The following is a 24,013-nucleotide window of genomic DNA, read 5'->3' as shown; positions in this document are numbered from 1 at the left end:
GGTTACGTCGACTATTCCACCGCCCCATGCCTTTCTGACCCGTTGTGGAGCCACTTCTCCCCAGATGATGAGTCGCCCCGTCCCGGCGTTAACATTCCCGTACCGGACCAGACGGTCCCGTCACGGGGAGGTTCTTTATGCAGGAAGGTGATCCCAGCGCCAAGCCAACCGGCACCACCGTTGACATGGGTGACGCTGGCTACGACAAGGCCCTGAGGAACAGGCACCTGCAGATGATCGCCATCGGCGGTTCCATCGGCACCGGACTCTTCCTGGGAGCAGGTGGACGTCTGGCTCAGGGAGGTCCTGGGCTGGCCCTCAGCTACGCTGTCTGCGGCATATTCGCCTTCCTCATGGTTCGAGCATTGGGTGAGATGGCTATTCGGCGTCCATCCTCGGGCGCCTTCGTCTCATACGCCCGTGAATTCCTGGGCGAGAAGGGCGCTTACGTCACGGGATGGTTCTTCTTCCTCAATTGGTCGGTCACCGTCATGGCAGACATCACCGCGGTGGCCTTGTACCTTCACTACTGGGAAGCGCTACGGCCTGTTCCACAATGGGTTCTCGCGCTCATAGCACTGGCGGTGGTATTCACCCTGAACATGCTCAGCGTCAAAATGTTCGGCGAGGCGGAATTCTGGTTTGCCGCCATCAAGGTGACGGCCATCGTCCTGTTCATGATCGCGGCGATCTGGGCCGTCGTCACCGAAGCGCCGGTCGGCCACGACACTGCAGGATTCCACAACATCTCCAGCCATGGCGGGTTCTTACCCGGAGGCATGACGCCAGTCGTCGCCCTGACCCTTGGCGTGATCTTTGCTTTCGGCGGCACGGAGATGGTCGGCGTCGCCGCCGGCGAGACGAAGGACGCCGAAATAATCTTGCCCAAGGCGATCAACTCGATGATCTTGCGAATCTTCGTCTTCTACGTCGGCTCGGTCGTCCTCATGGCCCTCGTCCTCCCCTACACCGCCTACTCGGCCAATGAGTCACCATTCGTGACGTTCTTCACCGGGATCGGTATTCCCCACGCCGGCGACGTCATTCAGATCATCGTGCTCACCGCGGCCCTGAGTTCGCTCAACGCTGGCCTCTACTCCACCGGACGCACGTTGCGGTCCCTCGCAATGGCTGGTGAGGCTCCGAAGATCGCCGCGAAACTCAACCGACATCAGGTTCCTGCCGGCGGGATCATCATTACGGCGTCGCTGGGTCTCATTGGCGTGGCTCTCAGTGCCTTCCTGCCTGAGAGCGCATTCGAAATCGTCATGAACCTGGCCGGCGTCGGTATCGCCGGGACGTGGTGCATGGTGCTCCTCACCCATACCCGGTTCCTGCGCCTCGTCAAGAGGGGAGAAGAAGTGCGACCCGAGTACCACATGCCGGGTGCGCCAATGACGAATTACGTCTCCCTGGCCTTCCTCATCATCGTCGTCCTGTCGAACGTCACGTCGGAGTCGGGGCGCTGGACACTTCTTCTGTTCGCCCTCGTAGCGATAGCGATGGTCATAGGCTGGTATGCCGTGCGAGACGATGTTATGTCTGACAACGCTGTCAAGGACTCTCCAGGGGATTGAGCCATGCGTACCCACATCCTCTACACCGGGGGGACTCTCGGCATGGTCCCCACTCCGGACGGACTGGCACCGGGGGCCGACCTGACGGGATGGCTCGATCAGCTGCTCTCGGGCACAGAACTCGCCGGAACGTTTGAGACCCTGAGCTTTGAGCATCTCATCGACTCAGCCAATGCGACTCCGGCCGACTGGGGTCGAATCGTTGACAATCTGTGGGCACATCGGGAAGAGGCCGACTCCTTCGTCGTCCTGCACGGCACCGACACCCTGGCCTACACCTCAGCCGCCCTGTCCTACGCCCTGACAGATTTCGGCAAGCCGGTCGTCGTCACCGGGTCGCAATACTCGCTAGGAGTCGTCGGGACCGACGCCGCCCCCAACGTCACGGGCGCGCTGAGAGCTGTCACCAGCGGACGTCTCCACGGCGTGGCGGTGTTCTTCGGCCACAAACTGCTGCGCGGAAACCGCGTCACGAAGTCGTCCTCGTGGGCCTACAACGGCTTCGACTCCCCCGCTGCCCCCCAACTGGCACGCACCGGGGCTCCGTGGCAATGGATCGAGAATGACTCGACCGGCTGTGGTTGGCTGGATCCAAGACCGTACCGCCGCCATGACGTCCTCGTCGTCGACCTCTCCCCGGGCCTCAGCGCCGCACGCCTCCGGGCCGTCCTCGATCCGTTGCCTGAGGCCGTCATCCTGCGAGCCTTCGGCGTCGGGAACGTCCCCAGCGATGAGCCCGGCTTGGTCGACGTCATCCTTGACGTCATCTCCGCCGGCACCCCCGTCGTCGTCGCTTCCCAGTGCATGCAGGCCGACGTCCTGCTGGGGCATTACCAGTCGAGTCATGCCCTGGCCGAGGGGGGAGCCATCAGCGCCCATGACATGACCCTCGAAGCTCTCTATGCCAAACTCGTCTTCCTGCTGTCCCAGGGACTGCGTGGTAAGGAGTTGGGACGGTGGGTCGAGACGGACATAGCCGGGGAGATCAGTATGTGAACCGCACTTTCCCATCAACACCGCAGACGACTGCACGTTCGTCGCGAATTGATGTGAAATTTCACGCTGCGGCTGGCCAGTGCTCTCCCCCGTGAACAATGATGGACTCATCACAGGTGGTAGCGAAGGCATCGTTGCCCTCCACCACCACATTCCACAATGACTGACGAGGCAAACTCATCATCTACGCGAGGAGAGGTGTTGATGGTCATCAACAAGAAGGTTCTGGTCTGCTGCGGCACTGGCATCGCCACCTCCGTCCAGGTGGCCAACAAGTTGCAGCGGATGCTGCGTGATCGAGGCGTGGCCGCGACGATGAAGGAGTGCAAGACGGCCAACGTCCCGGCCCAGGTGGAGACCTTCCAGCCGGACGCCATCGTCGTCACCACTGCGATCAATCCCCCTGACGAGGGGGTCAAGGTGTACCGAGGCACCCCTCTGCTGACCGGGGTGGGTGCCGACGAACTCGCCGACCAGATCGCCGACGATCTCAAGGCGCTGAATGACTGAGCCACGTCTCATCATCGCGAACTTGGGCGTCGAGACGTCCCACGAACTGTTCGCCGCTATCAGTTCCCGGCTTGCCGATGAAGGGCTTGTGAAGGCGTCATTCCTGTCCGCGGCCGAGGCCCGGGAGGCCACTTATCCCACTGGGTTGGATTTCGGGCACATACAGGTCGCGATCCCCCACGTCGACCCGGACCATGTCGTAGCTCCCGGTCTCCTCCTGTGCCGCAACGCTCACAAGACCGTGTTCCACGCCATGGACGACCCCGAACGAGCGCTCGACGCCCGGCTGAGCATCTGGCCTCTGGTGACCGCCCCGCACAACCAGGTCCGGATGCTCGGCGCTGTGATCGACCTGCTGCAGGAACCGTCGTACTGCCAGCTCCTCCTGGACGGCGACGAGGCCGATGTCAGATCTGCTCTGCAGAAGGTGTTGGACTCCATCGAGCCAGCCGACTGACGCTACGTCACCGACGCGCACTATGGTGGAAACATGACTGCAAAGCTCATCCTGCTCCGCCACGGCGAGAGCGAGTGGAACTCCAAGAACCTCTTCACCGGCTGGGTGGACGTCGATCTCAACGAGAAGGGCGAGGGCGAGGCCTGTCACGCCGCTGACCTGCTCAAGGAGGAGAACCTTCTTCCCAACGTCGTCCACACCTCTCTGCTGCGTCGCGCCATCCACACCGCCTACCTGGCCCTGGACGGCTGTGATCGTCACTGGATCCCGGTGCGTCGCTCCTGGCGCCTCAACGAGCGTCACTACGGCGCTCTGCAGGGCCTGAACAAGGCCGAGACCAAGGATAAGTACGGCAACGACCAGTTCATGGCCTGGCGCCGTTCCTACGACGTCCGTCCGCCGGACCTCGAGCACGATGGTGAGTACAGCCAGTTCAATGACCCGCGCTATGCCGACATCCCGGAGGCCGAGCGGCCCGTCGCCGAGTGCCTCAAGGACGTCGTAGCCCGCATGGTGCCGTACTTCACCTCCGACATCGCTGCTGACCTCAAGGCCGGTAAGACAGTGCTGGTGGCTGCCCACGGCAACTCCCTGCGCGCCCTCGTCAAGCACCTCGACGAGATCAGCGACGAGGACATCGCCGGACTCAACATTCCAACCGGTATCCCGCTGCTCTACGAGCTTGACGACAACCTCAAGCCCGTCACCAAGGGCGGCCGTTACCTCGACCCGGAAGCTGCTGCCGCCGGCGCCAAGGCCGTCGCCAACCAGGGAAACAAGTGAGTTCGTGACGGCATCCAAGTCCTGGAACCACATGGAGCGGCGCCCCGGAGATGATCTCTGGGGCGCCGCTCCATGTGCAGATGAAGGTGGGATCAGGAGATCACACCGAACTCGTAGCCCTCGCTCTTGAGCCACTTGAGAATGGACGGCATGGCTTCGGCCGTCATCTGCTTTCCGTAGGTGTCGTGGTTGAGGATGACGACGACATTCGGGTCACCAGACTCGTTGATGGTCTTCTTGACCATCTTCAGGTAACCGTCGACGGTCTTGGGACGCTGGACGTCAGCGTCGCCGCTCATGGCGTTCCAGTCGATCCAGGCAACGCCGCGCTTGGCCAGAGCCTGGTCAGCCTGGGACAGCTTGGTCCAGGACATGTGACCGCCCGGGTAGCGGAAGGCCGAGGAGAAATAGCTCGATCCCAGGATTGCCCGCGACTGGGCAGCGGCCCAGTCCCAGTCACAGCTGATGTGCTTGGCGTTGGCGGCGTGGCCGGGGTAGAGGTAATTGTAGTCGTGCGAGTAGGAGTGCACAGCTAGGGCGTTGCCCATCTTGAGCGAACGGCTGAGCATCTCCTTGTTCACGTCACGCAGCTGCGGGGCGATCATGAAGAAGGTCGCGCGGGCACCGGCCTTCTCAAGGTTGTCGAGCTGCTCACCGGTGAACTTGGCCGTCGGACCGTCGTCGAAGGTCACGAAGACGATCTTCTTGTTCTTCGGCTGGGTGGAGGGCTTCTTCAGCCACTGATTCACAACAGCAGCCGGGTAGGCGTACTTGTCGGCAGCCGTTCCATGGTTCGTGCCGGGCTCCAGACCGTCAATGTCCTTGACGACGGCGCCGGGGGCCTTGAGGGACGAGTAGCTCGACGGGGGCTCCGTGCAATCCGGCTTCGTCACAGCGGCACCGACGCCGTACTTGCCGGCAGGCACCGGACCACTCGGCATTCCCGCTGGCGCACTCGCGCCACTCGAGACGCTAGGCTTGGCCGCGGGAGACTTGGATGCCGGCGCCTTCGAGGGCTGGGCCGCGCTGGCAGCCGACTTCGACGGGGAGTTGCCAGACTCCGGATCGTTCGTGGCACATCCGGCGATGGCCATCGAAACGGTGGTGACGAGAACGACAGCTCCAGCCATCGTTTTTCTGCGGAAGGCAAAAGCCATGTGACAAGACCTCACTGACAATAATCAGCCGTGTACCACGGCGAGTTGGGCCCCTCGATTGTACGTACTGAGTACAATCGATCCCAATTCGAAACACGACACCCCCATTTCGCCGACGGAACACACCGGCGTGGGGGTCGTGACGTGTCGATGTGATCAGTATGCGCTGGGCCAGTCCTCGCCAGCCGGCGCCTTGCCGGTGACGATGTAGATGACTCGGGAGCCGACGGCAACCGCGTGATCGGCGATGCGTTCGTAGTAGCGACCGAGCAACGCCGTGTCGACCGCGCTCTCGACGCCGTAGGTCCAGTCATCGCCCAGGAGCAGGCGGAACTGGTCGCGCCGCAACTCATCCATCTTGGAGTCCTCGGACGCCAAGAGCTCCGCGGCCTGCGCGTCACGATCCGCCAGCGTCTTCTCGGCTTTCGCGATCATGGAATTCGCGATCCTCGACATCTCGACGAACTGATCGGCGACCTGCGGAGGCACCGCGACCTCGGGGAAGCGAAGACGGGCGATCTTCGCGACGTGGGCAGCAAGATCTCCCATGCGGGCCAGCTCGTAGCACATCCGCAGGACCGCGACGACCGTGCGCAGCTCGCCGGCGACCGGAGCCTGACGGGCAAGCAGGTCGAAGCAACGACGTTCGATCTCCTCGTTCAGGGCGTCGACCTTCGAGTCATCGGAGATGACGCGCTCAGCGGTGGTCAGGTCCGCACCAATGAGAGCCTCAGTGGCGTCCTTGACGGCAACCCGAACCAACTCGGCCATCGTCAAGATCCTGCCGCTGGTGGCATTGAGCTCGTCGTGGTAGCTCTCACGCATGCCGGTGTCCTTCCGTAGTGGGGTCTCGTCAAGCCTATCGACCCTATCGACCACGACATTTCCCCCGAGTGGCAAGACAGTGAACCTTGGGTGAACGACCAGTGATCACGGCATCACTTTGAGACGTGCGGGTGACGAGGATGACGACCTTCCCCCTATTATGCAAAACGTGGGCATGGTTCTGGCAGCGATCATTGGTGCAGTTGTCGGCGCCGGATTGACGGTCCTCATCATTCAAGCGGTGGAATCATCTCGTCACCCCGTTGACACCCTCGCCACCGACGTTGAGGCCCTTGAGGTCGATCCAACTCTCGCCCGAGCACTCGACCTGGCCACTGAAGCGGCCGTCATCGTCGGCCCCCATGACGAGGTGCTACACACCACCGTGGGCGCCCGGTCAATGGAACTCGTGCGCGGCTCACGAATCGCCGACGCCGCCCTCCTCAATTTGGTCCGCACCGCGCGACGAGAGGACCGCGACATTGTCGACACCATGGAGTTGAAGCGGGCATCCACCGGAGCCAACCTCATCCTCACCGTGCGCGTGGGACCTCTTGACGGGCACGGCAACGCGATCATCTCTGCGGAGGACAGCTCCCGACACATCAGGCTTGCCGAAACCCGCAGGGACTTCGTCGCCAACGTCTCTCATGAATTGAAGACCCCCATCGGCGCCGTCTCCATCCTCGCCGAAGCCATCGAGGGTGCCGCCGATGACCCCGATGCCGTCCGCCATTTCTCCCAGCGCCTGACCGCGGAGTCAACGAGGCTGTCCGCCCTCGTGACACAGATCATCGACTTGTCCCGATTGCAGGCGGACGAACCCCTGCTTCGCGCCGAACCAGTGCCCGTTGCCGACATCATCGACGAGGCCGTCTCTCGTCATCGTGAGCTCGCGACCACCCGGGAGGTCTCCCTGGTGGCCCGCTGCGACGACGACCTGTGGGTTCTCGGGGACCAGAGTCAGCTCACCGAGGCCATCGCCAATCTCGTTCAAAATGCGATCGTGTACTCCGAGCCGAAGGCGCGGGTGGCGGTCTCGGCCAGACGAGTCCATGACGTCGACACCGACGTCATTGAGATTGCGGTTGCCGACAACGGAATTGGCATCGGCGAGGCCGACCAGGAACGCATCTTCGAACGGTTTTACCGGGTTGACTACTCCCGATCCCGGGAAAACGGTGGAACCGGCCTGGGGTTGTCGCTGGTCAAGCACACCTGCCAGGCGCACGGGGGATCCGTCGACGTGTGGAGCAAACTGGGCCAGGGGTCCACGTTCACCCTTCGACTACCCACCCTTGACGCCGACCACTACAACGAATCCGATCAGGAGGAGTCATGACCCGCGTACTCATCATCGAGGACGAGGAGTCCTACCGCGAGGCCACCGCCTTCATGCTGCGCAAGGAGGGATTTGAGGTCGACACCGCGGCCAATGGTGCCGACGGACTGGAAAGCTACTCCCGCAATGGCGCCGACATCGTCCTGCTTGACCTCATGATGCCGGGAATCCCGGGGACCGAGGTCTGCCGGCAGCTGCGTCAGCGTGGCAACGTCGGGATCATCATGGTGACGGCCAGGGATTCCGAGATCGACAAGGTCGTCGGTCTGGAGCTGGGAGCTGACGACTACGTCACCAAACCCTTCAGTCACCGCGAGCTGGTAGCACGCATCCGCGCCGTCACTCGCCGAGGAGGCCCGGAGATCGAGGTCTCCCCCGACGTCCTCGAGGAGAACGGAGTGCGGATGGACGTCGAGCGCCACGAGGTCAGCGTCAACGGAAAGACCGTGCGCCTCGCCCTCAAGGAGTTCGACCTGCTCGAGGTGCTGCTGCGCAATGCCGGGCGTGTCATGACCCGCGCGTCCCTCATCGACCGAGTCTGGGGAGTCGACTACGTCGGCGACACCAAGACCCTAGACGTCCACGTCAAGAGGTTGCGCGCGAAGATCGAGGAGGATCCCTCGCATCCGGCGCGGATCATCACCGTGCGTGGACTCGGCTACAAGTTCCAGGCCTGACACGGTTTCCACGAAACGACAAGCGCGGCCCCCGGTTTTGACCGGGGGCCGCGTCGTATGTTCAAAGAACCCGTCAGGACTGGGCCGACGGGGACCCCGAGGGAGCATACTTCTCGAAATCCGGGTGGGTGGACGGCACGACCGGTGCATCCAGGGTGATCGGTGCAGAGTTCGCGAACTTGATCGTCACCTTGGCCAACAAGCCGTCCGAGAGTCCCTCGACGGGAGCCTGAAGATCGGACTTGGTGAGATTGACCGAGGCGTGAGCCGGAAGATCGACACCGACCGGAGTCACGGTGAAGGACTGCCCTGCCAGGGAGTTGTCCGACTTGAGCGGCTGACCAGTGATTCCGACAACCTTGTCGTTCTTGCTGGAAATGACGGCGGCGGAGACACGAGCCTGACCGTCACCATTGATGAGCAACAGGTTCTGCACCTTGACGGTGTCGGACTCGCCGCTGACACCGGCCGCAGGGGTGTAACTGGTGAGGACCTTGGGATCGGCGCCACAAGCCGCCAACCCAAGAACCCCGACGGCAGCAAGGGCAGCAGTCGTCCGGCGACGGTCGATCATCGTGGAATCTCCTCTTCCGGGGTGCATGATCGCTGCTGAGTTTAGCTGAACTGGCGTCACCGGGGGTGCCGATCGGTTCCAGCACAGTCGACGAGTGAGCAGACTTCTCGAAATCACTATTTCAGTCGACGGCGTCGAGGACCTCCTTGGAGAACACCCTAGTGCGGCGTGTCGTTAGTTCTTGAATGGTTGTGGTTTGGGAGAATCGGTCATGGCCAATTCTCCTGCCCCGGCGTTGGGTCTTCGTGTGGGTGATCGTGAGCGTCTGGAGTCGTTGACGCGGTCGCGAACGGCGGAGGCGGGTGCGGTGCTGCGGGCCAGGATCGTGCTCGCTGCCGCGGACGGCGTTGCGAACGACCGGATCGCCGAGCAGCTACAGGTGTCGAAGAACACGGTGCTGGCCTGGCGGCGTCGTTATGGCGAGCGGGGCATGGCCGGGTTGGCCGATGCGCCCCGCTCGGGCAGGCCCCGGCAGCTGGACCACCGCCAGATCGTGGCCACGACATTGAAGCCCCCGCCGAAGAAGTACGGGGTGACGCACTGGTCGAGCCGGCTGCTCGCTGCTCATCTGGGGGTGGGGAATGCGACGATCGCCCGTGCATGGCGCGAATACGGGGTCCAGCCGTGGCGCAGCGGCACGTTCAAGTTCTCCACTGACCCTGAGTTGGTGGCCAAGGTCACCGACGTCGTCGGGCTCTATCTGGCGCCACCGGAGAATGCTGTGGTGTTGTGCGTGGACGAGAAGTCCCAGATCCAGGCCCTGGACCGCACCCAGAAGACCTTGCCGATGCAGCCCACCCAGATCGAGCGTCGCACCCATGACTACGTGCGCCACGGCACGACCACCTTGTTCGCGGCGTTGGACATCGCCACCGGGCACGTGACCGGTGCCTGCAAACCCCGCCACCGACACCAAGAGTTCCTGGCGTTCTTGAAGCAAGTCGCCCGTGCCTATCCCGACCAGCAGCTGCACTTGGTGATGGACAACTACGCCACCCACAAACGCGTCGAGGTCCGTGACTGGCTCGCCGCCAACCCGCGGATCCACGTCCACTTCACCCCCACCAGCGGCTCATGGCTGAACCTGGTCGAGGTCTGGTTCGGGATCATCGACAAGCAAGCCATCCGCCGCGGAGTGTTCCCGTCGGTCAAGGACCTCAACGCGAAGATCCGGGCCTTCGTCAACGGCTGGAACGACCGCTGCCACCCCTTCGTCTGGACCAAAACCGCCAACGAAATCCTCACCAAAGCCAACCGTCCAACAACTTCAAACACGGGGCACTAGAGACATTCAAGATCTCGGACATGAGAATGCGAATACTCTTGTCAATGTCAATATTGATCTCATGTGACAATTTCGTAATTCCGGCCGCTGTGGTGAATGCGTAGATCGCCTCGTCATTGCGAACATTTCCAGGGCAGGAGGGCCACGGCGTCAGCGATCGGGCGTTGGCCGGTCTCTTTTCCACGATCATCGCATCTCATCCCCACACGGCGAAGCGGGACCAGACCGTTCCCGCTTCCCAAGGCCAGATCCGAGGGACTTCCGCAATCCCGACGGCCCGACAGTGAGAGGCAGACCGTAGCACCATTTCGGACGCCCACGCGAATTAATAATTGACTTCAACAATTATTATGTGATAGAATTAATCCCCGAAAGGGGCCGCACAAATGACTTTCAACGTTGGTGAAACCGTTGTCTACCCGAATCATGGCGCTGCTGTGATCGAGGACGTCGAGACTCGCACTATCAAGGGCGAGGAAAAGCTCTACCTCGTTCTGAGAATTCTTGGACAGAACGATTTGGTTGTGCGAGTGCCAGCCAGCAATCTTGATCTTGTCGGCGTTCGTGACGTCGTCGACGACGAGGGCCTTGAGAAGGTTTTCGAGGTTCTTCGCAAGACCAACGTCGAGGAGCCGTCCAACTGGTCTCGTCGCTACAAGGCCAACCTCGAGAAGCTCCACTCCGGCAACGTCCTCAAGGTCGCCGAGGTTGTTCGCGACTTGTGGCGCCGCGAGCGCGACCGCGGCCTGTCGGCTGGCGAGAAGCGGATGCTCTCGAAGGCTCGTCAGATCTTGGTCTCCGAGCTTGCCCTCGCCAAGAAGGTGGAGGACGACAAGGCCGAAGAGATGCTCGACGAGGTTCTCGCCTCCTGAAGCTGTTCACCTTAATCGTGAAATGGGGGTTCACCAGAAATTTGGTGAACCCCTATTGCTCATGTCACGAAGTGTCACCGCAGGATCACGACGACTTCAGCGCGTCTGCAATCTCGTCAGCCAGCCGTCCTTCATCAACGCCGGTCAGGAATGCAACACCGCGAAACATCTTGACATTCTCGTTGGGCTGCTTCACTGCAGTCGTCGAGACGATTGCGTCAGGGGTGAATTCCTCGATGACCCTCGGCACTTCTGCGACGCGACAGTGCTCCATCTTGGCATTGACTCCACGCTCACGCAGCAGCCGCTGAAGCTTGTTGGCGACCTGTACCGACGTCGCGATACCGGTGCCACAGCAGACGAGAATCTTCTTCTCGATCATGGTGACCACCCCTCCCTCAGGGAAACCTCGTTGCCCTTGGATGTGGCCCACCAAGGGATTCCTCCACGATGTTAAACGTATCCCGTCCATGCCCCTTCGGTGGGGGTGGGCCCCGTGGTGATCACGGGTCTTTGGGAGACTGGACGGGATGGTACCGTGCCGTCAAGGGCACAGCGCCCGTCTCGAGGAGGGTCCGCCATGGCGACTACGTCCAGCACACTGTGGAATGCCGTGGTGCTCCGCGTCGGCAAGGGAGCTCAGGACATGCTGGACACCGGCGTCATCGTCCTGTTCGGCGAACCTGTACCTGATGCTCTGTCCGACATCTGCGTGCTCCACAACCGCGGCGGCCGCTCCCCCATGACGCCCAAGCGCGAAATCGTTCCTGGCGACGTCCTCAACATCGCTGGTACCCGTTACACGATCGATGAGGTCGGAGAGTCAGCCACCTCAAACCTCGGTGACCTCGGCCATGTCGTGTTGTACTTCAACTCCCCCGACCAGTCGCTGCTCGCCGGAGCCATCAAGGTTTCCGGGCCGCAGCCGCAGCTGCCCAGCCAGGGCGCGATCCTCACGATCGAGCCTGCCGAGTGACAAGGGCTGACGCGATCGCTGCCACCCCTTCACCGCGGCCGGTGAATCCGAGATGATCGGTCGTCGTCGCGGACACTGACACTGGAGCACCGACGGTCTGCGTCAGCGTGGCTACCGCCTCAGCGCGCCGGGCCGCCATGCGCGGACGCTGCCCCACGATCTGCACCGCTGCGTTCTGGACCGCCCATCCCTCGGCAGTGACGAGCTCAACGACATGGCCCAGTAGCGCCACTCCGGCAGCTCCGGCCCATTGCGGGTCCGAGGTTCCGAAGACGGAGCCAACATCCCCCAGGCCGGTCGCGGAGAGCAAGGCGTCACAAATGGCGTGGCAGGCGACGTCACCGTCGGAATGGCCAGCCAAACCGACCTTCTCGTCGGGGAAGTGAAGGCCAGCAATGTGCATCGGCACGCCTTCACTCAGCTGATGGACATCGGCCCCAATACCGGTCCGGATCTCCATCATTCCTTGCCCCCGTGACCCAACTTGTCGGCGACGTTGCTCGGGGTGACAGCCCGCAACATCCGGCCAACTCGACGACCGGAGTGGTGACCGGCTCCAGCCGCAGCCTTGGCCAGGACCTCAGCAATGTCGAGATCGACCGGCTCGGTGATCTTGAGCGACATTCGGGATCCTTCCACCAAGGTGGCGCGATGGCCGTAACGCTCACAACACGAAATGTCATCGGTAACCGTCCCACCATCACGGGACAACTGCTCATGACACTCCGTGATGACGGCGCGATCAAACCCTTGCGGAGTCTGGACCGCGCGAAGAGCGGAACGGTCAATGACGCGGGAACCCTCACCGTCGATCTGCCGAATGGTGTCGGTGACCTCGACGACAGGTGTCACCGCGACAGCCCCGGCCTCTACCGCACCAATGACATCCTCGACGATGTATGCGGGAACCAACGGGCGGACGGCATCATGAATGAGAACAGTGGTGGCCTGACTGAGATGCTCATCGTCGGCGATGTATCGCAGCCCATTGCGCACCGAATCCTGACGAGTGTCCCCTCCGGTCACGAAGTGAACAGGGATGGGAGAGGCAGCCAAAGCCAGTTGCAGATGGTTGTGCATACCCTCCTTCACCACCACGACGACCTCGTCGCAACCGCCTGCAGCTAGGGATTCCACCGCGACGGCGACGACGGCCTTTCCAGTCAGCGACGTCACCTGCTTGGGAACAGGACCGCCGAACCGTGTTCCCAGACCGGCTGCAACAACAACCGCCACTCGTGGGTGCGTAGCGGCGACGGATTGTGTAGGTGTCATGGGTCGAACAATAGCGGTCGCGACGACCGGGAAGGGTGGCGGTCGCGACGTCACCGGATCAGATGTGTGACCTTCTCGGACCACCAACGCACGCGAGTTCTCCGCCCGACCCACAGTACGGGATCATCACCATCTGTTGCGCAACCTCTTGCACCTTGGATCCGAGCATGTCAAAATTGCCATGTAGCAATTTTGCCCACTGCAACTGCAAGTTTATGCACCAACGGAGGCGCGTCATGATCCGACAGGCACCTTTCCTCATCATCAACCCCAAGGCATACCTCTTCGGCGACGAGATGCTTCGCATGGCGATGTTGGCAGACGAACTGTCAGCCACCCACGGTGTTGACATCATGGTGACCGCCCAGCACACCGACCTCCGTCTTATCGCCGAGAAGACGAACCACATCATCGTGGCAGCCCAACACATGGACCCGATCACGCCGGGCCGGGGAATGGGACATGTCCTTCCCGAGTCCTTGGTGGCAGCAGGTGCCAAGGCGGTCGTACTGAATCACGCTGAGCACCCGCTGACCCTGGCGGACCTGGATGCCAGTATCACGCGCGCCCGCGAAGTCGGGCTTCTCACGGTTGTCTGCGCAGACACCCTCGTGCAGTGTCGCGTCGTCGCAGAAATGGGCCCCGACGTCATGATCTGTGAACCCACTGCGCAGATCGGTAAAGGCGCACTTACGGCAGACGACTACATCGCAGACTCGACTCTCGCAGTCAAGAAGGTCAATCCATCCATCATGGTTCTCCAGGGCGCTGGAGTTTCTTCCGGGCACGATGTCGCCCGAGTGCTGTCACTGGGCGCAGATGCATCGGGCGGAACGTCGGGAATCGTCTGCGCACCCGATTGGCGAGAACGCATCACCGACATGCTCATCCCGCTCAAGGCCGAGAAGAACCGCCGCAACAGCTGATCCACACCTTCACAACTAGAAAGGTACCATCATGACAGTCCACACAGACACCATCCAGGTCCGTTCCAAGGCCGGACGCCCGACCTACTTCGAGATCACCAATGACGTCCGCAGGATCATCACCGAGTCGGGCATCAAGAACGGCATCTGCACCGTTGCATCGACCCACACGACGTGCTCGGTCTTCTTCGAGGAGTACTGCCACGACGTCGACTTCGCGGGCGACGAGTACCTCCAGGCCGACCTCAACGAGGGGCTGGACAAAATCTTCCCCCGGTGCATGACGAACAACCAGTATTACCATCCTGGTCCAGCCCACGTGGAGGCCGTCGAGGCGATGACCGATGCCGGCCATGCCACCGGTGACACCATTCTCGTCCCGGACCTCGGGAGCCTCCTCAACACCGAGGCACACCTGCGAGGAACCCTCATAGGCGCGTCGCAGACCTTCGTCATCGAGGATGGCGAGCCCCAGATCGGCGCCGTCGGTTACATCTACTTCGTGGACTGGGACCCCAACCGAGAGCGTGATCGCAAGATCAAGGTGGCCGTGATCGGGGAGTGACACCATGCTCGTCGAACTGTCAGAGGCCCTGACGTGGGCCGAACAGCACCACCTCGCTGTCGCAGCGGTGAACACACCCATCTTCGAGTCGCTCACCGCGGCGATACGCGTCGCCGAACGCCACGACACCCCGATCATCCTCGCCCACGCGCAAAGTCACGAGGGCATCAACCGGATCGAGGACATCGGCCCAGCCATGGTCGCACTGGCCCGACGGTCCAGTGTGCCCTGCGTGGTCCACGTCGACCACGGTGAAGACCTCGACTACCTCCAGAAGGGACTCGACGTCGGCTTCAACTCATTCATGCTGGACGGGTCCCGTCTCTCGTTCGAGGAAAACATCGCGATCACCAGCGCAGCCGTAGAACTTGTGGGCCCGCACGGTGTGGAGGGTGAACTCGGGGTCATGACGGGCAATGAGAACGGCGATCCCAGCCAAGGGGTGGCGGACTCCGCACTCTTCACCGACCCTGCGGTAGCCGGCGAATTCGTGAAACGCACCGGGGTCACCGCCCTCGCAGCGGCCTTCGGCACAGTTCACGGCCTGTACCACCGCGAACCCCACCTGAACCTCGGTCTCATCACACAACTTCGCGAGATCACAGGCGTCCCGATCGTCATGCACGGCGGGTCGGGCCTGTCGATCGAGGAGTACCAGCAGTCGATCCGGCACGGTGTTCGCAAGATCAACTACTACACGTACTCGGTCAAGGCAGCCTTGGATGCCACGAGGACGATGCTCACAGACGATCCGGAGGTCCTCGTCTTCTCCGACGTCGCCGCCCGTGCGTCCCATGCGATCGAGAAGGACGTCGAGGCGTTCGCCACCGCCCTGACCGCGAGCTGAGGCCATTCACCGTACGTGGGTCGGTGCCCTGATGGGTTCCGGCCCACGCTCACGTCCTGGTGTGGTCAGGTCGACAGGACCACATCCGCAAGCTGCTCGTCGACGACGACCGACTGCACAATCCCGGACCGCAGGATCCCGGCAACGCCTCGTGACTTCTCGGCGCCCGCAGCAATCCCGATGACCTCTGGTATGTCCCGCAACTCGTCGAGAGTCAGGCCGATGAGGTGGTCGTCGACCGGCGTGCGGACCGCCTCGCCGTCATCATTGAGTGTTCGTCCGCACACGTCGCCAGCTATTCCAGCGGCCCTCACCTCGGCCATCTCTGCCGGTGACAGCACGGCAGCCAGTGACAGCGTCGCCGACCAGTGAACACCCATGCTGCCGATACCGACAACAGCAAGTTCACACGACGCCGCGTCACGCAGGGCCTCCAACACAATCGGCTCGGCCAGCATGGCCGCACAGACCTGCGCCGACGAAACGATGACCGGGGCGTCGATCCGGTGGGCCTTACCACCGCAGCGTCGGGCCAGGGCCTGCACCGAGGCGTTCCCCGAGACGTCAGAGTCCTTGACTGACATGCCACCGGAAAGCGGGTAAATGTCCAACGGGGTCATGGAGCGTGGCCGCTCGAAGCAGTGGGCGAAGGCGCTGACCGTCCGGCCCCAACTGAGCCCGATTGAACTGACCTGGGAGAGCCGTCCGTTGACGACCTCCGCGGCGAGCCGAGCCACGAGATCCATCGGAGCGACCCCGGGACGGTGGGCTGCGACGTACGCCGACTCCAGGCAGAAGCGGGCTGCGAGGGCCTCCTCGAGGTCCTCCCTACGGCCCACTCCCTCACGAGGGTCATTGATCGCGACTGTCACCAGACCGGTCTCACGGGCCTGGTTGAGCATTCGGGACACCGACGAGGTGGAGATCCCCAGTGTCTTGGCGATACGGGACTGGTTGATACCGTCGAGGTAGTACATCTTGGCAACCTCGACGAGGGTACCCAGGTCACGCCTGCCAGCCATGGTTTCTCCCGTCACTCATCATCGCCCTCTTGTTGTGACTGGAGAATAGCCCCTCCCCCATCACGAGGTGCCCCATACCTCCCTGGAGATCTCGTTCGTCAGTCGAACAGCCGCCAACCACCCTGCCTACGATCTTCGTGTCCCATCGTCATCACTCGGGTCATCGACTCCCAGACCTCTTCCAGGCTGATGTCATCGGGGGCGTGACAATGGATGGAGAGCATTCCTGAGCTCTTTCGCTCCCAGTCGCTCAAGGGCGGGGCAGGGGCCGACTCTCCCCTGCCCCGCCAGCCAGACCGCTGGTCAGCCGATCGTGCCGTTGTCCAACAGGGCGTCCTGCAGACGGCGCATTGCCACGATGGGACGGGTCTCGTCGATCTCAACGTCGTCCTCGGTCAGGATCGTTCCAGCCGGAACGTCACGCTTGAGCACACATCCGGCCACGACACCAATCGGAACCGCGTGCTTGTCCCGCGCATCCGCTGCGTCGATCGTCCACCCATGGACGTGGTGCCCACCGATACCTTCCAGCGTCGTACCGGCCTTGAGATCGGTCTTGGCCCGGGCCGTGACCTCGGAGGTCCACGTCTTTGACTGGAACGACGCGCTGCGATCCAGCACGGCCTCGCCGATGGACAGGTCGGCCTCGATCGACGCGAGGTGGAACGGACGATAAAGGGCGAAGTACGGGCCGTCGCCGAGGTGGAGGTACTGCAGCTCCTCGGTGACCACCGGGCTGTCGGACCTCACGATGGCGAACACGCCGGGGGCGACGTCACCGGTGACGTACTCAACGACCTTCTCCTTGCCCTCGATGATGCCCCCGTCCGTGGCCGGGACGAGCTTCTTGGCGAGGTCGTCGACGTCACACTTAATTCCGTGCATGCCCGGTACCTCGACCTTGAAACCCGAAGCATTGGAAAGAGCGCACATCTCGATCTGCGTCTTGGTGCCGTCAGTGAACGAGCACAACATCTTGGGATTCATCTTCTTGCGATGCGCCTCGTCCATGACGTCCTCGGGCACATCGGTGGGACGGTTCGGATTGTTCTTGCCCTTGCCCGCGGCGACGACGTCCAAACCGAGGTCCTCGGCGTATTCGATGAGTTTGACGCACTCGATGGGCTCGTCACCGCGGCAGACGGTGTACACCGAGTTCCCGGAGTTGGCCATCGAGGACAGCAGCAGGCCGACAGTGACGTCCGCCTCGACGGTCATCAGACCGACGTCCTTGCCGTTGACGATGGCGGCGTAAGCGACCTGGGCCGCGACCTCGGGGACGCCGGAGACCTCGAGTACGAAGTCGACCGGCAGCTTCGGCATAGTGAGGCCGTCGTCGATGGCAACCGACCGACCATCCTCGATGAGCTGCGCAGCCTCATCAACGTTCTGAGCGACCACGACGTCGTCGCACCCGGCAGCCTTGAGGGCGCCAGTCGCCCGGTCGACGTCGATGTCCGCCACCGCGACGACTTCCAGGCCCTCGGCCAAGTGCACCTGCGCGATGAGACCTCGCCCCATCTGCCCGGCGCCGACGATACCGACCCTCACCGGTCGTCCCAGCTTGGCCTGCCTGTCCAGCAGTCTTGTGGTGTATCCCATAACTATCTTCCTCTCCGAACAAGGTGTGTTGATGACGGATGTGTGTGGTGCGTCGGTGTCTCAAGCCACGACGGGGACCGAAATGCGTTGGATCATCTTGGGCGACGAGGTGCCAGCGACGTTGTCGAACTGCTCGGTCGCCTGAGCCAGGGCTCGCCTCACCTGCTTGTCACGTGTCCTCGTGGCGATGTCGTCAAGTGGTCCCAGGAGCTGGTCCACTCCTCGCAGTCGCGCCAGCACCGTCGATCCCGACATGACCTTGGCCGAGACGACACGCTTGGTAGCCCGCTCCACGACGAGTAGGACGATGGCTCCACGCAGCCTTCCCCTGCCCCTCCCGGTCACGAGGACGTGATCCCCAGTTGAGTACTCGGCGGCGGCACGTCGGACCGCCCGTTGGAAAGTACGTGATTGATGCACCGACATCACGCCGCAGAGCATGAGTGCGACACCCAGGAACAGTGCGAACTGCCATTCCACGGTCGTCACCTCACCCACGCACGAAAGCGATCGGGTTGCCCACAGACATCGTGGGCAGCTCCGGGCCCGAGGCCTTGACGGCTCCAGGCAACAGGGGCTGATCCGGACTGTTGACGTAGACGACGACGTGTCCCAAGCTCGCCAAGTTCGGATTGGCCTCCGACCCGACCTCGTCGATCACGTACTCGGCGGCCCCGAGCCTGACCCGGTCACCGGGGACCACATCCTCCGATGGTGGCACCGCCCGGTCACCCCCCAGGCCATGCACCAGGCTCACCTCTGCGAGCTCATCAGGGACCGGCGATCCGAACAGGATGACGACTCCTGCTTCCAGCATCTCGGCCGCATCAGCGCCGATACTGTCGACGGTCGAGTTCCACAGCGTTGTCGACATGATTGACCTCCTTGTCATCGTTGGTGTTGTCAGGATTGGCGTTGGTCGTTCTGGCCGCCTCAGATGAGGAAGCTGACGACATATGCCAGGGCGACCGCCACGGGTGAAGTGATGAGCCGGGAGAACAGGACCGCCGGGACACCGACGTCGACGGTTTCCGTCTGCGCCTCTCCCAGTCCCAGACCGACCGGGACGAAGTCGCATCCGACCTGGCCGTCGATCGCGAAGAGCGTCGGCAGCGCATACTGAACTGGCAGGGCTCCTTGCGCGATCTGCGTCCCCATGAGGACGCCGATGATCTGGGCGATGGCTGCTCCCGGCCCAAGGAATGGTGACAGGAACGGCAGGGCCGTGATAAGTCCCAGGAGGATCAGGCCCAAGGGATTCGCCGCGAGCGGTGAGACGCCCCGGGCAATCCAGTTCGCCAGCCCGGTGTAGTTGACGAACCCGATGAGGAGCGCCACGTAACAGATGAAGGGCAACACTGTGTTGAGGCACAGTTTGATGGACTCGCGACCGGAGTTGAGGAGGGTCGTGATGATGCTTCCGATGGCGGTGCCAAAGCGAACCACCCACGCAGAGAACCCCTTTTTCTTGGGCGTCGCCTCGGCGCTGGGCCCTCCACTCGTCCGCGTCGTGGTGTCCGCGACGACAGCGGTGGAGGCCGCTGCCGTGGCTCCCTTCTCGGTCGACTCCTCGTGACTGTTGACAACGGACGTCGGATCGATGGGCTGAACCTGGTTGAGCCCGACTGCCGACACGAAGATGTCCTCGGTCATGAACGTGGCCAGTGGCCCACCTGGGGACCCGGCAAAGACATTGACGGTCGGGATCCGCTTCTTGGGGTATATCCCCGACCTTGCGGTGCCGCCACAGTTGATGACGGCGCACATGATGCGATCCTCTGGCACCGACGTGTTGAAGCCGTTGATGGCCTCCGCGCCGGTGAGTTCAGCGATCTTGCGGGCCACCGGGTGGATCTCACCACCGGTCACGGACAGCACGACACTGCGCTCACCGTTGACCTGGAGTGTCAGTCCGGGACCCCAACCTCCCGGTCCCTTGTTGACACGGACAGCCTGTTCGGTACTCATGCCGGGCTCCCCTCAGGGCCCTGGACGTGGCCAGCTGCGTATTCGACGTCATATCGCTTGAACGTCTCGGTGTGACCACCTCTCTTGATGAGAATGTTGGTGATCCATTGGGTAACCATTCCGCGGATGCAGATGACCACAAGACCAACGAGGAAGTAAAGGGCTGCCAGGCGCGCGTAGGCGCCGTTGTCCACCTTCATGACTCCAGCGGCAACTCCTGTCCAGACAAAGAGTTCTCCGCCGTTTGCATGCGGGAAGAATGCTGTTACTGGATGCACAAATGACACGGTGGCGTCGTAGTACGCAGGCTTGTACCGCTCTGGAAGAAAGCGCCCAAACGTGTAACACATTGGATTGGTCAGCATGATCGTCGCGATCAAGGGAATGATCGTGTACCGCGTCACGGCATGTTTGCCGGCCCACTGGACCGCATGGGTGACTCTCTCCTCACCAATCCACGTTGTCACCGCATACATGAACGTGAGCAGGACAAGGAGCAGCGGAATGATCCCCGTGGCCATGTCCACGAAGCTCTTTGCCGACGCGTTGAACAGACCTATGAAGTGAGTGGCAGCCCAAGTGATGCCCTTCATTACCGGATTGGATCCAGCATCTAATGGCACCAACAGGGCACCGTGCGCGAGTACACCAGCCCCTGCCGTCGTTACCATCTGGAGACTCCTTCGTCTCAAGGAACTGCAATAATTTGCAGCTATACCGGTTCGTTTTGCATTACTGCCATCGTGCCACAGCGCACGAGCTCGAGCAATACCTTTCGAGATAAATTGCGCAATTTTACCCGAGTGAGATGCAGGTTCGCCGATCACGGCGTCAGCCATCTCGTCACAACTCCCGCACACACGCGCCGAGGGCGGCTTAAAATGCGTTCCTGTCGTCGGCTATCGTCGACCCTGACGTTTCACCCCACCAAGGAGGCACACCATGCCGAGTCGCACCACCACCATTGCAGCCGAGAGTGGCCTGCACGCCCGTCCCGCCGCCATGTTCGTCCAGGCCGCCTCGAAGTCCGGCCTGGCCGTCAAGATCGGCCGCCCTGGCGAGGAGCCGGTGGATGCTCGCTCGATCCTGTCCGTGATGGGTCTTGGCGCCAAGCACGGCGAGACCGTCGAGCTCACCGCCGAGGGCGACAATGCCGATGAGGTGCTCGACGCCCTCGTCGCCAACCTGCAGATCGACCCGGAGGCCTGATACCTATGCGGACCCTCTCGGGGCTCGGGGTCTCGGCCGGAGTCGGACAAGCACATGCCCTTCTCGTCTCCCCCGCCCCAGGACTGCCCACTTCTGATCCCAGTCAGGGCACCGAGGCCGACATGACCCGAATCGAGTCGGCGCTGAACAAGGTCGCCGATCGTCTCGACGAGCGCTCCCTGCACGCCGATCCATCGGCTCTCGCCGTCCTGCAGGCCACCGCGATGATGGCCCGCGACCCAGGACTGCTCACCAGCGTCAAGTCCCACCTGACTGACGGACATGGACCTGCCCACGCTCTCTGGGCCGCCTTCGACGACTTCTGCGCCCAACTGAGTGCTGCCGGCGGCTACCTCGCCGAGCGCGTCACCGACCTGCGCAACGTCCGTGACCGCGCCGTCGCGGTCATGCAAGGTTTGCCTGAGCCCGGCGTCCCGTCGTTTGACTCGCCCGTGATCCTCGTCGCCGAGGACCTCGCCCCGGCTGACACCGCGACGCTCAATCCTGATCTGGTCCGCGGTCTCATCACTGCCGCTGGCGGGCCGACGAGCCACACCGCGATCCTGGCCTCCCAGATCGGCATCCCAGCCGTCGTCCGCTGCAGCGATGCTCGCGAGATCGAGGACGGCACCCCGCTGGCCCTCGACGGAGTCACCGGAACCGTTCTCGTCGAGCCCGACGAGGCCGCCGTCGCCGAGCTGACCTCACGGGCGAATCGTCGCGCTGAGATACTTGCATCCGCTCCTGAGGGCGACGCCACGCTATCCGACGGTGAGCGCGTCCTGGTCCTGGCCAACATCGGCAACCCGTCCGATGCCCCCACGGCAAAGAAGAAGGGCGCCGAGGGAGTTGGTCTGTTCCGCACCGAGTTCCTCTTCCTCGACCGTCAAGATGCTCCGACCGTCAACGAACAGACGGAGGCCTATGCCACCGTGCTCAAGACCTTCGACGAGGGAGCCAAGGTTGTCTTCCGCACCCTCGACGCTGGCGCCGACAAGCCGCTGGCCTTCGCCGACCTCGGCCCGGAGGAGAACCCGGCCTTGGGACGCCGTGGTCTACGCCTGTCCCAGGTGCGCACCGACCTCATCGACGCACAGCTCGAGGCTCTGGCCAAGGCTGCTGAGCAGACTGGTCGTGATCCCCACGTCATGGCTCCGATGGTCGCCACGAAGGCTGAGGCCGAGTGGTTCTCCTCGCGTGCCCGCGCCGCCGGGATCAAGACGGTCGGCATCATGGTCGAGGTGCCCTCGACGGCCCTGCGTTCGGCCCAGGTGCTGGAGACGGTGGACTTCGCGTCCATCGGCACCAATGACCTCACCCAGTACGCCATGGCGGCTGACCGCCTGCAGGGCGAGTTGGCCGAGCTCCTGACGCCGTGGCAGCCTGCCGTCATCCAGTTGGTCAAGGCCACTTGTGATGGAGCGGGCGAGCGTCTCATCGGAGTGTGCGGCGAGGCTGCCGGCGATCCCCTGTTGGCTCTGGTTCTCGTCGGCGTTGGCGTGCGTTCGTTGTCGATGGCCGCCGGCAAGATCACCGCTGTCAAGGCCACCCTGTCACGCCACAGCCTGGATCAGTGCCGCCAGATCGCCGAGGCCGCGCTGGCTGCGTCCAGCCCCGAGGAGGCCCGCAAGGCTGCTCTGGAGCTGGCAGACCCGAGCGTCGAGGTCCTCGTCAGCTGACGTTGTCTGTTGTCGTGAAGCCCCTGTCCCGTTGAACTTGTCCTCCAGAAGTTGGACTGAGGAGTCAATTCCTTCTTCTGAGGAACAGTTCACGGTGGACAGGGGCTTTCGCATGCCCTTGTCCGGCAGGGACAATGGGGCCATGACAAAGACTGCAGTGGTCACAGGAGCAAGTTCGGGAATCGGCGCGGCCACGGCACGCGCCTTGGCCAAGGATGGCTGGCATGTCATCTGTGCGGCTCGCCGCGTCGAACGCATCGAGGCCCTTGCCGCCGAGATCGGCGGAAAGGCAGTGGTCTGCGATGTCACCAGCGACGAGTCGGTCGCCAATCTCCTCGAGACCATTGGCGGCAAGCTCGACCTCCTCGTTAACAATGCCGGAGGCGCCGTCGGACAGGAGCCGGTCACCGAGGCCGACCTCGACGCCTGGATGACGATGTATCAAACCAACGTGCTGGGCATGGGACGGGTCACCAAGGCTCTTCTACCGGCTCTCGAGGTCGCTGAGGGAACCATCGTCACGATTACCTCCACCGCTGCTGAGTGGGGCTATGAGGGTGGCGCCGGATACTGTGCAGCGAAGTCCGGTGAGCGCGCCGTCGTCGAGGCGCTACGGCTGGAGCTGTGTGGCCACCCGGTGCGGGTCTGCGAGGTGAGCCCCGGCATGGTACGCACCGAGGAATTCTCCCTCGTCCGTTTCCACGGCGATCAGGCCATGGCCGACAAGGTCTACCAAGGCGTCGACTCTCCCCTGAGGGCCGAGGACATTGCCGAGTGCGTGCGGTGGATTTCCGGGCTTCCCAGCCACGTCAACATCGACCGCATGATCGTCCGGCCTCGCGCTCAGGCTGCCCAGTACAAGGTTGCCCGCAAGTCCTGATTCGGGGGG

At 62.8% G+C, this 24,013-nt stretch carries 28 protein-coding genes and 1 pseudogene; 17 read left to right on the top strand and 12 right to left on the bottom strand.

Annotated elements, in window-relative coordinates:
* Window positions 1–137: 137 nt before the first annotated feature.
* From AC6I1W_RS04735 to AC6I1W_RS04715, 5 genes are all read left to right on the top strand, one after another.
* A complete protein-coding gene (locus tag AC6I1W_RS04735) occupies window positions 138–1,577 on the top strand; it encodes an amino acid permease (RefSeq protein WP_284950356.1) in 1,440 nt (479 codons plus the stop codon).
* A gap of 3 nt (window positions 1,578–1,580) precedes the next feature.
* Complete coding sequence (locus AC6I1W_RS04730; protein WP_065674303.1) at window positions 1,581–2,573, top strand: asparaginase; 993 nt, start codon at window positions 1,581–1,583, stop codon at window positions 2,571–2,573.
* 204 nt (window positions 2,574–2,777) lie between these two features.
* Window positions 2,778–3,083 (top strand): PTS sugar transporter subunit IIB, encoded by a 306-nt coding sequence (locus AC6I1W_RS04725; protein WP_015583254.1) that lies wholly within the window; start codon window positions 2,778–2,780, stop codon window positions 3,081–3,083.
* On the top strand, window positions 3,076–3,540 hold the full coding sequence (locus AC6I1W_RS04720; RefSeq protein WP_016666987.1) for a PTS sugar transporter subunit IIA: 465 nt from the start codon (window positions 3,076–3,078) through the stop codon (window positions 3,538–3,540). Before AC6I1W_RS04725 ends, AC6I1W_RS04720 begins: the two co-directional genes overlap by 8 nt.
* A gap of 33 nt (window positions 3,541–3,573) precedes the next feature.
* The gene (locus AC6I1W_RS04715; protein WP_284950354.1) at window positions 3,574–4,323 is read left to right on the top strand and encodes a phosphoglyceromutase; all 750 of its coding nucleotides are present in this window, start codon (window positions 3,574–3,576) and stop codon (window positions 4,321–4,323) included.
* Between the two features lie 92 nt (window positions 4,324–4,415).
* On the opposite strand, the gene AC6I1W_RS04710 is transcribed toward AC6I1W_RS04715, so the two are convergent.
* Window positions 4,416–5,249, bottom strand: a complete 834-nt coding sequence (locus AC6I1W_RS04710) for a polysaccharide deacetylase family protein (RefSeq protein WP_284950353.1) — start codon at window positions 5,247–5,249, stop codon at window positions 4,416–4,418.
* A gap of 13 nt (window positions 5,250–5,262) precedes the next feature.
* Here AC6I1W_RS04710 and AC6I1W_RS04705 point away from each other — a divergent pair, with 13 nt between their 5' ends.
* On the top strand, window positions 5,263–5,484 hold the full coding sequence (locus tag AC6I1W_RS04705) for a hypothetical protein (RefSeq protein ID WP_081302746.1): 222 nt from the start codon (window positions 5,263–5,265) through the stop codon (window positions 5,482–5,484).
* A gap of 152 nt (window positions 5,485–5,636) precedes the next feature.
* Here AC6I1W_RS04705 and phoU read toward each other — a convergent pair whose 3' ends face one another.
* A complete protein-coding gene (gene phoU, locus AC6I1W_RS04700; protein WP_065674300.1) occupies window positions 5,637–6,305 on the bottom strand; it encodes a phosphate signaling complex protein PhoU in 669 nt (222 codons plus the stop codon).
* A 160-nt stretch (window positions 6,306–6,465) separates the two neighbouring features.
* Between phoU and AC6I1W_RS04695 the strand changes: the two genes are divergently transcribed.
* Entirely contained in the window at window positions 6,466–7,647 is a 1,182-nt protein-coding gene (locus AC6I1W_RS04695) for a sensor histidine kinase (protein WP_065674299.1), read from the top strand.
* Window positions 7,644–8,324, top strand: coding sequence for a response regulator transcription factor (locus AC6I1W_RS04690; protein WP_016666983.1), 681 nt, complete (start codon window positions 7,644–7,646; stop codon window positions 8,322–8,324). The genes AC6I1W_RS04695 and AC6I1W_RS04690 overlap by 4 nt, the downstream gene beginning before the upstream one ends.
* A 73-nt stretch (window positions 8,325–8,397) precedes the next feature.
* On the opposite strand, the pseudogene AC6I1W_RS04685 reads toward AC6I1W_RS04690, so the two are convergent.
* Window positions 8,398–8,983: pseudogene (locus AC6I1W_RS04685) on the bottom strand (hypothetical protein).
* 126 nt (window positions 8,984–9,109) lie between these two features.
* Between AC6I1W_RS04685 and AC6I1W_RS04680 the strand changes: the two are divergent.
* Both AC6I1W_RS04680 and AC6I1W_RS04675 read left to right on the top strand, forming a co-directional pair.
* On the top strand, window positions 9,110–10,183 hold the full coding sequence (locus AC6I1W_RS04680; RefSeq protein ID WP_081314554.1) for an IS630 family transposase: 1,074 nt from the start codon (window positions 9,110–9,112) through the stop codon (window positions 10,181–10,183).
* Between the two features lie 386 nt (window positions 10,184–10,569).
* Entirely contained in the window at window positions 10,570–11,055 is a 486-nt protein-coding gene (locus tag AC6I1W_RS04675; protein ID WP_004810600.1) for a CarD family transcriptional regulator, read from the top strand.
* 85 nt (window positions 11,056–11,140) lie between these two features.
* On the opposite strand, the gene AC6I1W_RS04670 is transcribed toward AC6I1W_RS04675, so the two are convergent.
* Entirely contained in the window at window positions 11,141–11,437 is a 297-nt protein-coding gene (locus AC6I1W_RS04670; RefSeq protein ID WP_065674346.1) for a PTS sugar transporter subunit IIB, read from the bottom strand.
* 198 nt (window positions 11,438–11,635) lie between these two features.
* Between AC6I1W_RS04670 and AC6I1W_RS04665 the strand changes: the two genes are divergently transcribed.
* Window positions 11,636–12,031, top strand: a complete 396-nt coding sequence (locus tag AC6I1W_RS04665; protein WP_065674297.1) for a PTS glucitol/sorbitol transporter subunit IIA — start codon at window positions 11,636–11,638, stop codon at window positions 12,029–12,031.
* On the opposite strand, the gene ispF is transcribed toward AC6I1W_RS04665, so the two are convergent.
* Together ispF and ispD are read right to left on the bottom strand one after the other, a co-directional pair.
* Window positions 12,009–12,491 carry a 2-C-methyl-D-erythritol 2,4-cyclodiphosphate synthase gene (ispF, locus tag AC6I1W_RS04660; RefSeq protein ID WP_015583259.1) on the bottom strand — a complete coding sequence of 161 codons (483 nt, stop codon included), beginning with the start codon at window positions 12,489–12,491 and terminating at the stop codon, window positions 12,009–12,011. The two genes, AC6I1W_RS04665 and ispF, sit on opposite strands and share 23 nt — an antisense overlap.
* Window positions 12,491–13,306 (bottom strand): 2-C-methyl-D-erythritol 4-phosphate cytidylyltransferase, encoded by an 816-nt coding sequence (gene ispD, locus AC6I1W_RS04655; protein ID WP_270236763.1) that lies wholly within the window; start codon window positions 13,304–13,306, stop codon window positions 12,491–12,493. The genes ispF and ispD overlap by 1 nt, the downstream gene beginning before the upstream one ends.
* A gap of 236 nt (window positions 13,307–13,542) precedes the next feature.
* Here ispD and AC6I1W_RS04650 point away from each other — a divergent pair, with 236 nt between their 5' ends.
* Genes AC6I1W_RS04650 through AC6I1W_RS04640 form a run of 3 tightly spaced genes read left to right on the top strand, consistent with a single transcriptional unit; the run spans window position 13,543 to window position 15,644 of the window.
* Window positions 13,543–14,232, top strand: coding sequence for a triose-phosphate isomerase (locus AC6I1W_RS04650; protein WP_270236765.1), 690 nt, complete (start codon window positions 13,543–13,545; stop codon window positions 14,230–14,232).
* Between the two features lie 31 nt (window positions 14,233–14,263).
* Window positions 14,264–14,797: a YjbQ family protein gene (locus AC6I1W_RS04645; protein ID WP_270236766.1), complete on the top strand. Its 534-nt coding sequence runs from the start codon at window positions 14,264–14,266 to the stop codon at window positions 14,795–14,797.
* Window positions 14,798–14,801: 4 nt separating this feature from the next.
* Entirely contained in the window at window positions 14,802–15,644 is an 843-nt protein-coding gene (locus tag AC6I1W_RS04640) for a class II fructose-bisphosphate aldolase (protein WP_016666976.1), read from the top strand.
* A 65-nt stretch (window positions 15,645–15,709) separates the two neighbouring features.
* Here AC6I1W_RS04640 and AC6I1W_RS04635 read toward each other — a convergent pair whose 3' ends face one another.
* The 6 genes from AC6I1W_RS04635 to srlA all read right to left on the bottom strand — a co-directional run bounded on the left by AC6I1W_RS04635 (window position 15,710) and on the right by srlA (window position 21,075).
* Window positions 15,710–16,666, bottom strand: a complete 957-nt coding sequence (locus tag AC6I1W_RS04635) for a sugar-binding transcriptional regulator (protein WP_270236767.1) — start codon at window positions 16,664–16,666, stop codon at window positions 15,710–15,712.
* Between the two features lie 303 nt (window positions 16,667–16,969).
* Window positions 16,970–18,268, bottom strand: a complete 1,299-nt coding sequence (locus AC6I1W_RS04630) for an NAD(P)H-dependent oxidoreductase (RefSeq protein WP_270236769.1) — start codon at window positions 18,266–18,268, stop codon at window positions 16,970–16,972.
* 60 nt (window positions 18,269–18,328) lie between these two features.
* Window positions 18,329–18,748 carry a transcriptional regulator GutM gene (locus AC6I1W_RS04625; RefSeq protein ID WP_016666972.1) on the bottom strand — a complete coding sequence of 140 codons (420 nt, stop codon included), beginning with the start codon at window positions 18,746–18,748 and terminating at the stop codon, window positions 18,329–18,331.
* 10 nt (window positions 18,749–18,758) lie between these two features.
* Window positions 18,759–19,142 (bottom strand): PTS glucitol/sorbitol transporter subunit IIA, encoded by a 384-nt coding sequence (locus AC6I1W_RS04620; protein WP_016666971.1) that lies wholly within the window; start codon window positions 19,140–19,142, stop codon window positions 18,759–18,761.
* A gap of 59 nt (window positions 19,143–19,201) precedes the next feature.
* Window positions 19,202–20,236, bottom strand: a complete 1,035-nt coding sequence (srlE, locus tag AC6I1W_RS04615) for a PTS glucitol/sorbitol transporter subunit IIB (protein WP_270236771.1) — start codon at window positions 20,234–20,236, stop codon at window positions 19,202–19,204.
* Window positions 20,233–21,075: a PTS glucitol/sorbitol transporter subunit IIC gene (srlA, locus tag AC6I1W_RS04610; protein WP_270236772.1), complete on the bottom strand. Its 843-nt coding sequence runs from the start codon at window positions 21,073–21,075 to the stop codon at window positions 20,233–20,235. The genes srlE and srlA overlap by 4 nt, the downstream gene beginning before the upstream one ends.
* A gap of 103 nt (window positions 21,076–21,178) precedes the next feature.
* Here srlA and AC6I1W_RS04605 point away from each other — a divergent pair, with 103 nt between their 5' ends.
* From AC6I1W_RS04605 to AC6I1W_RS04595, 3 genes are all read left to right on the top strand, one after another.
* The gene (locus tag AC6I1W_RS04605; RefSeq protein ID WP_004810592.1) at window positions 21,179–21,445 is read left to right on the top strand and encodes an HPr family phosphocarrier protein; all 267 of its coding nucleotides are present in this window, start codon (window positions 21,179–21,181) and stop codon (window positions 21,443–21,445) included.
* 5 nt (window positions 21,446–21,450) lie between these two features.
* Complete coding sequence (gene ptsP / locus AC6I1W_RS04600) at window positions 21,451–23,124, top strand: phosphoenolpyruvate--protein phosphotransferase (RefSeq protein WP_270236774.1); 1,674 nt, start codon at window positions 21,451–21,453, stop codon at window positions 23,122–23,124.
* A gap of 142 nt (window positions 23,125–23,266) precedes the next feature.
* Window positions 23,267–24,004, top strand: coding sequence for an SDR family NAD(P)-dependent oxidoreductase (locus AC6I1W_RS04595; RefSeq protein WP_270236777.1), 738 nt, complete (start codon window positions 23,267–23,269; stop codon window positions 24,002–24,004).
* Window positions 24,005–24,013: the final 9 nt, after the last annotated feature.

The organism is Cutibacterium sp. KB22876, assembly GCF_059728865.1.
This window is presented reverse-complemented; position numbering and strand designations above follow the sequence as displayed.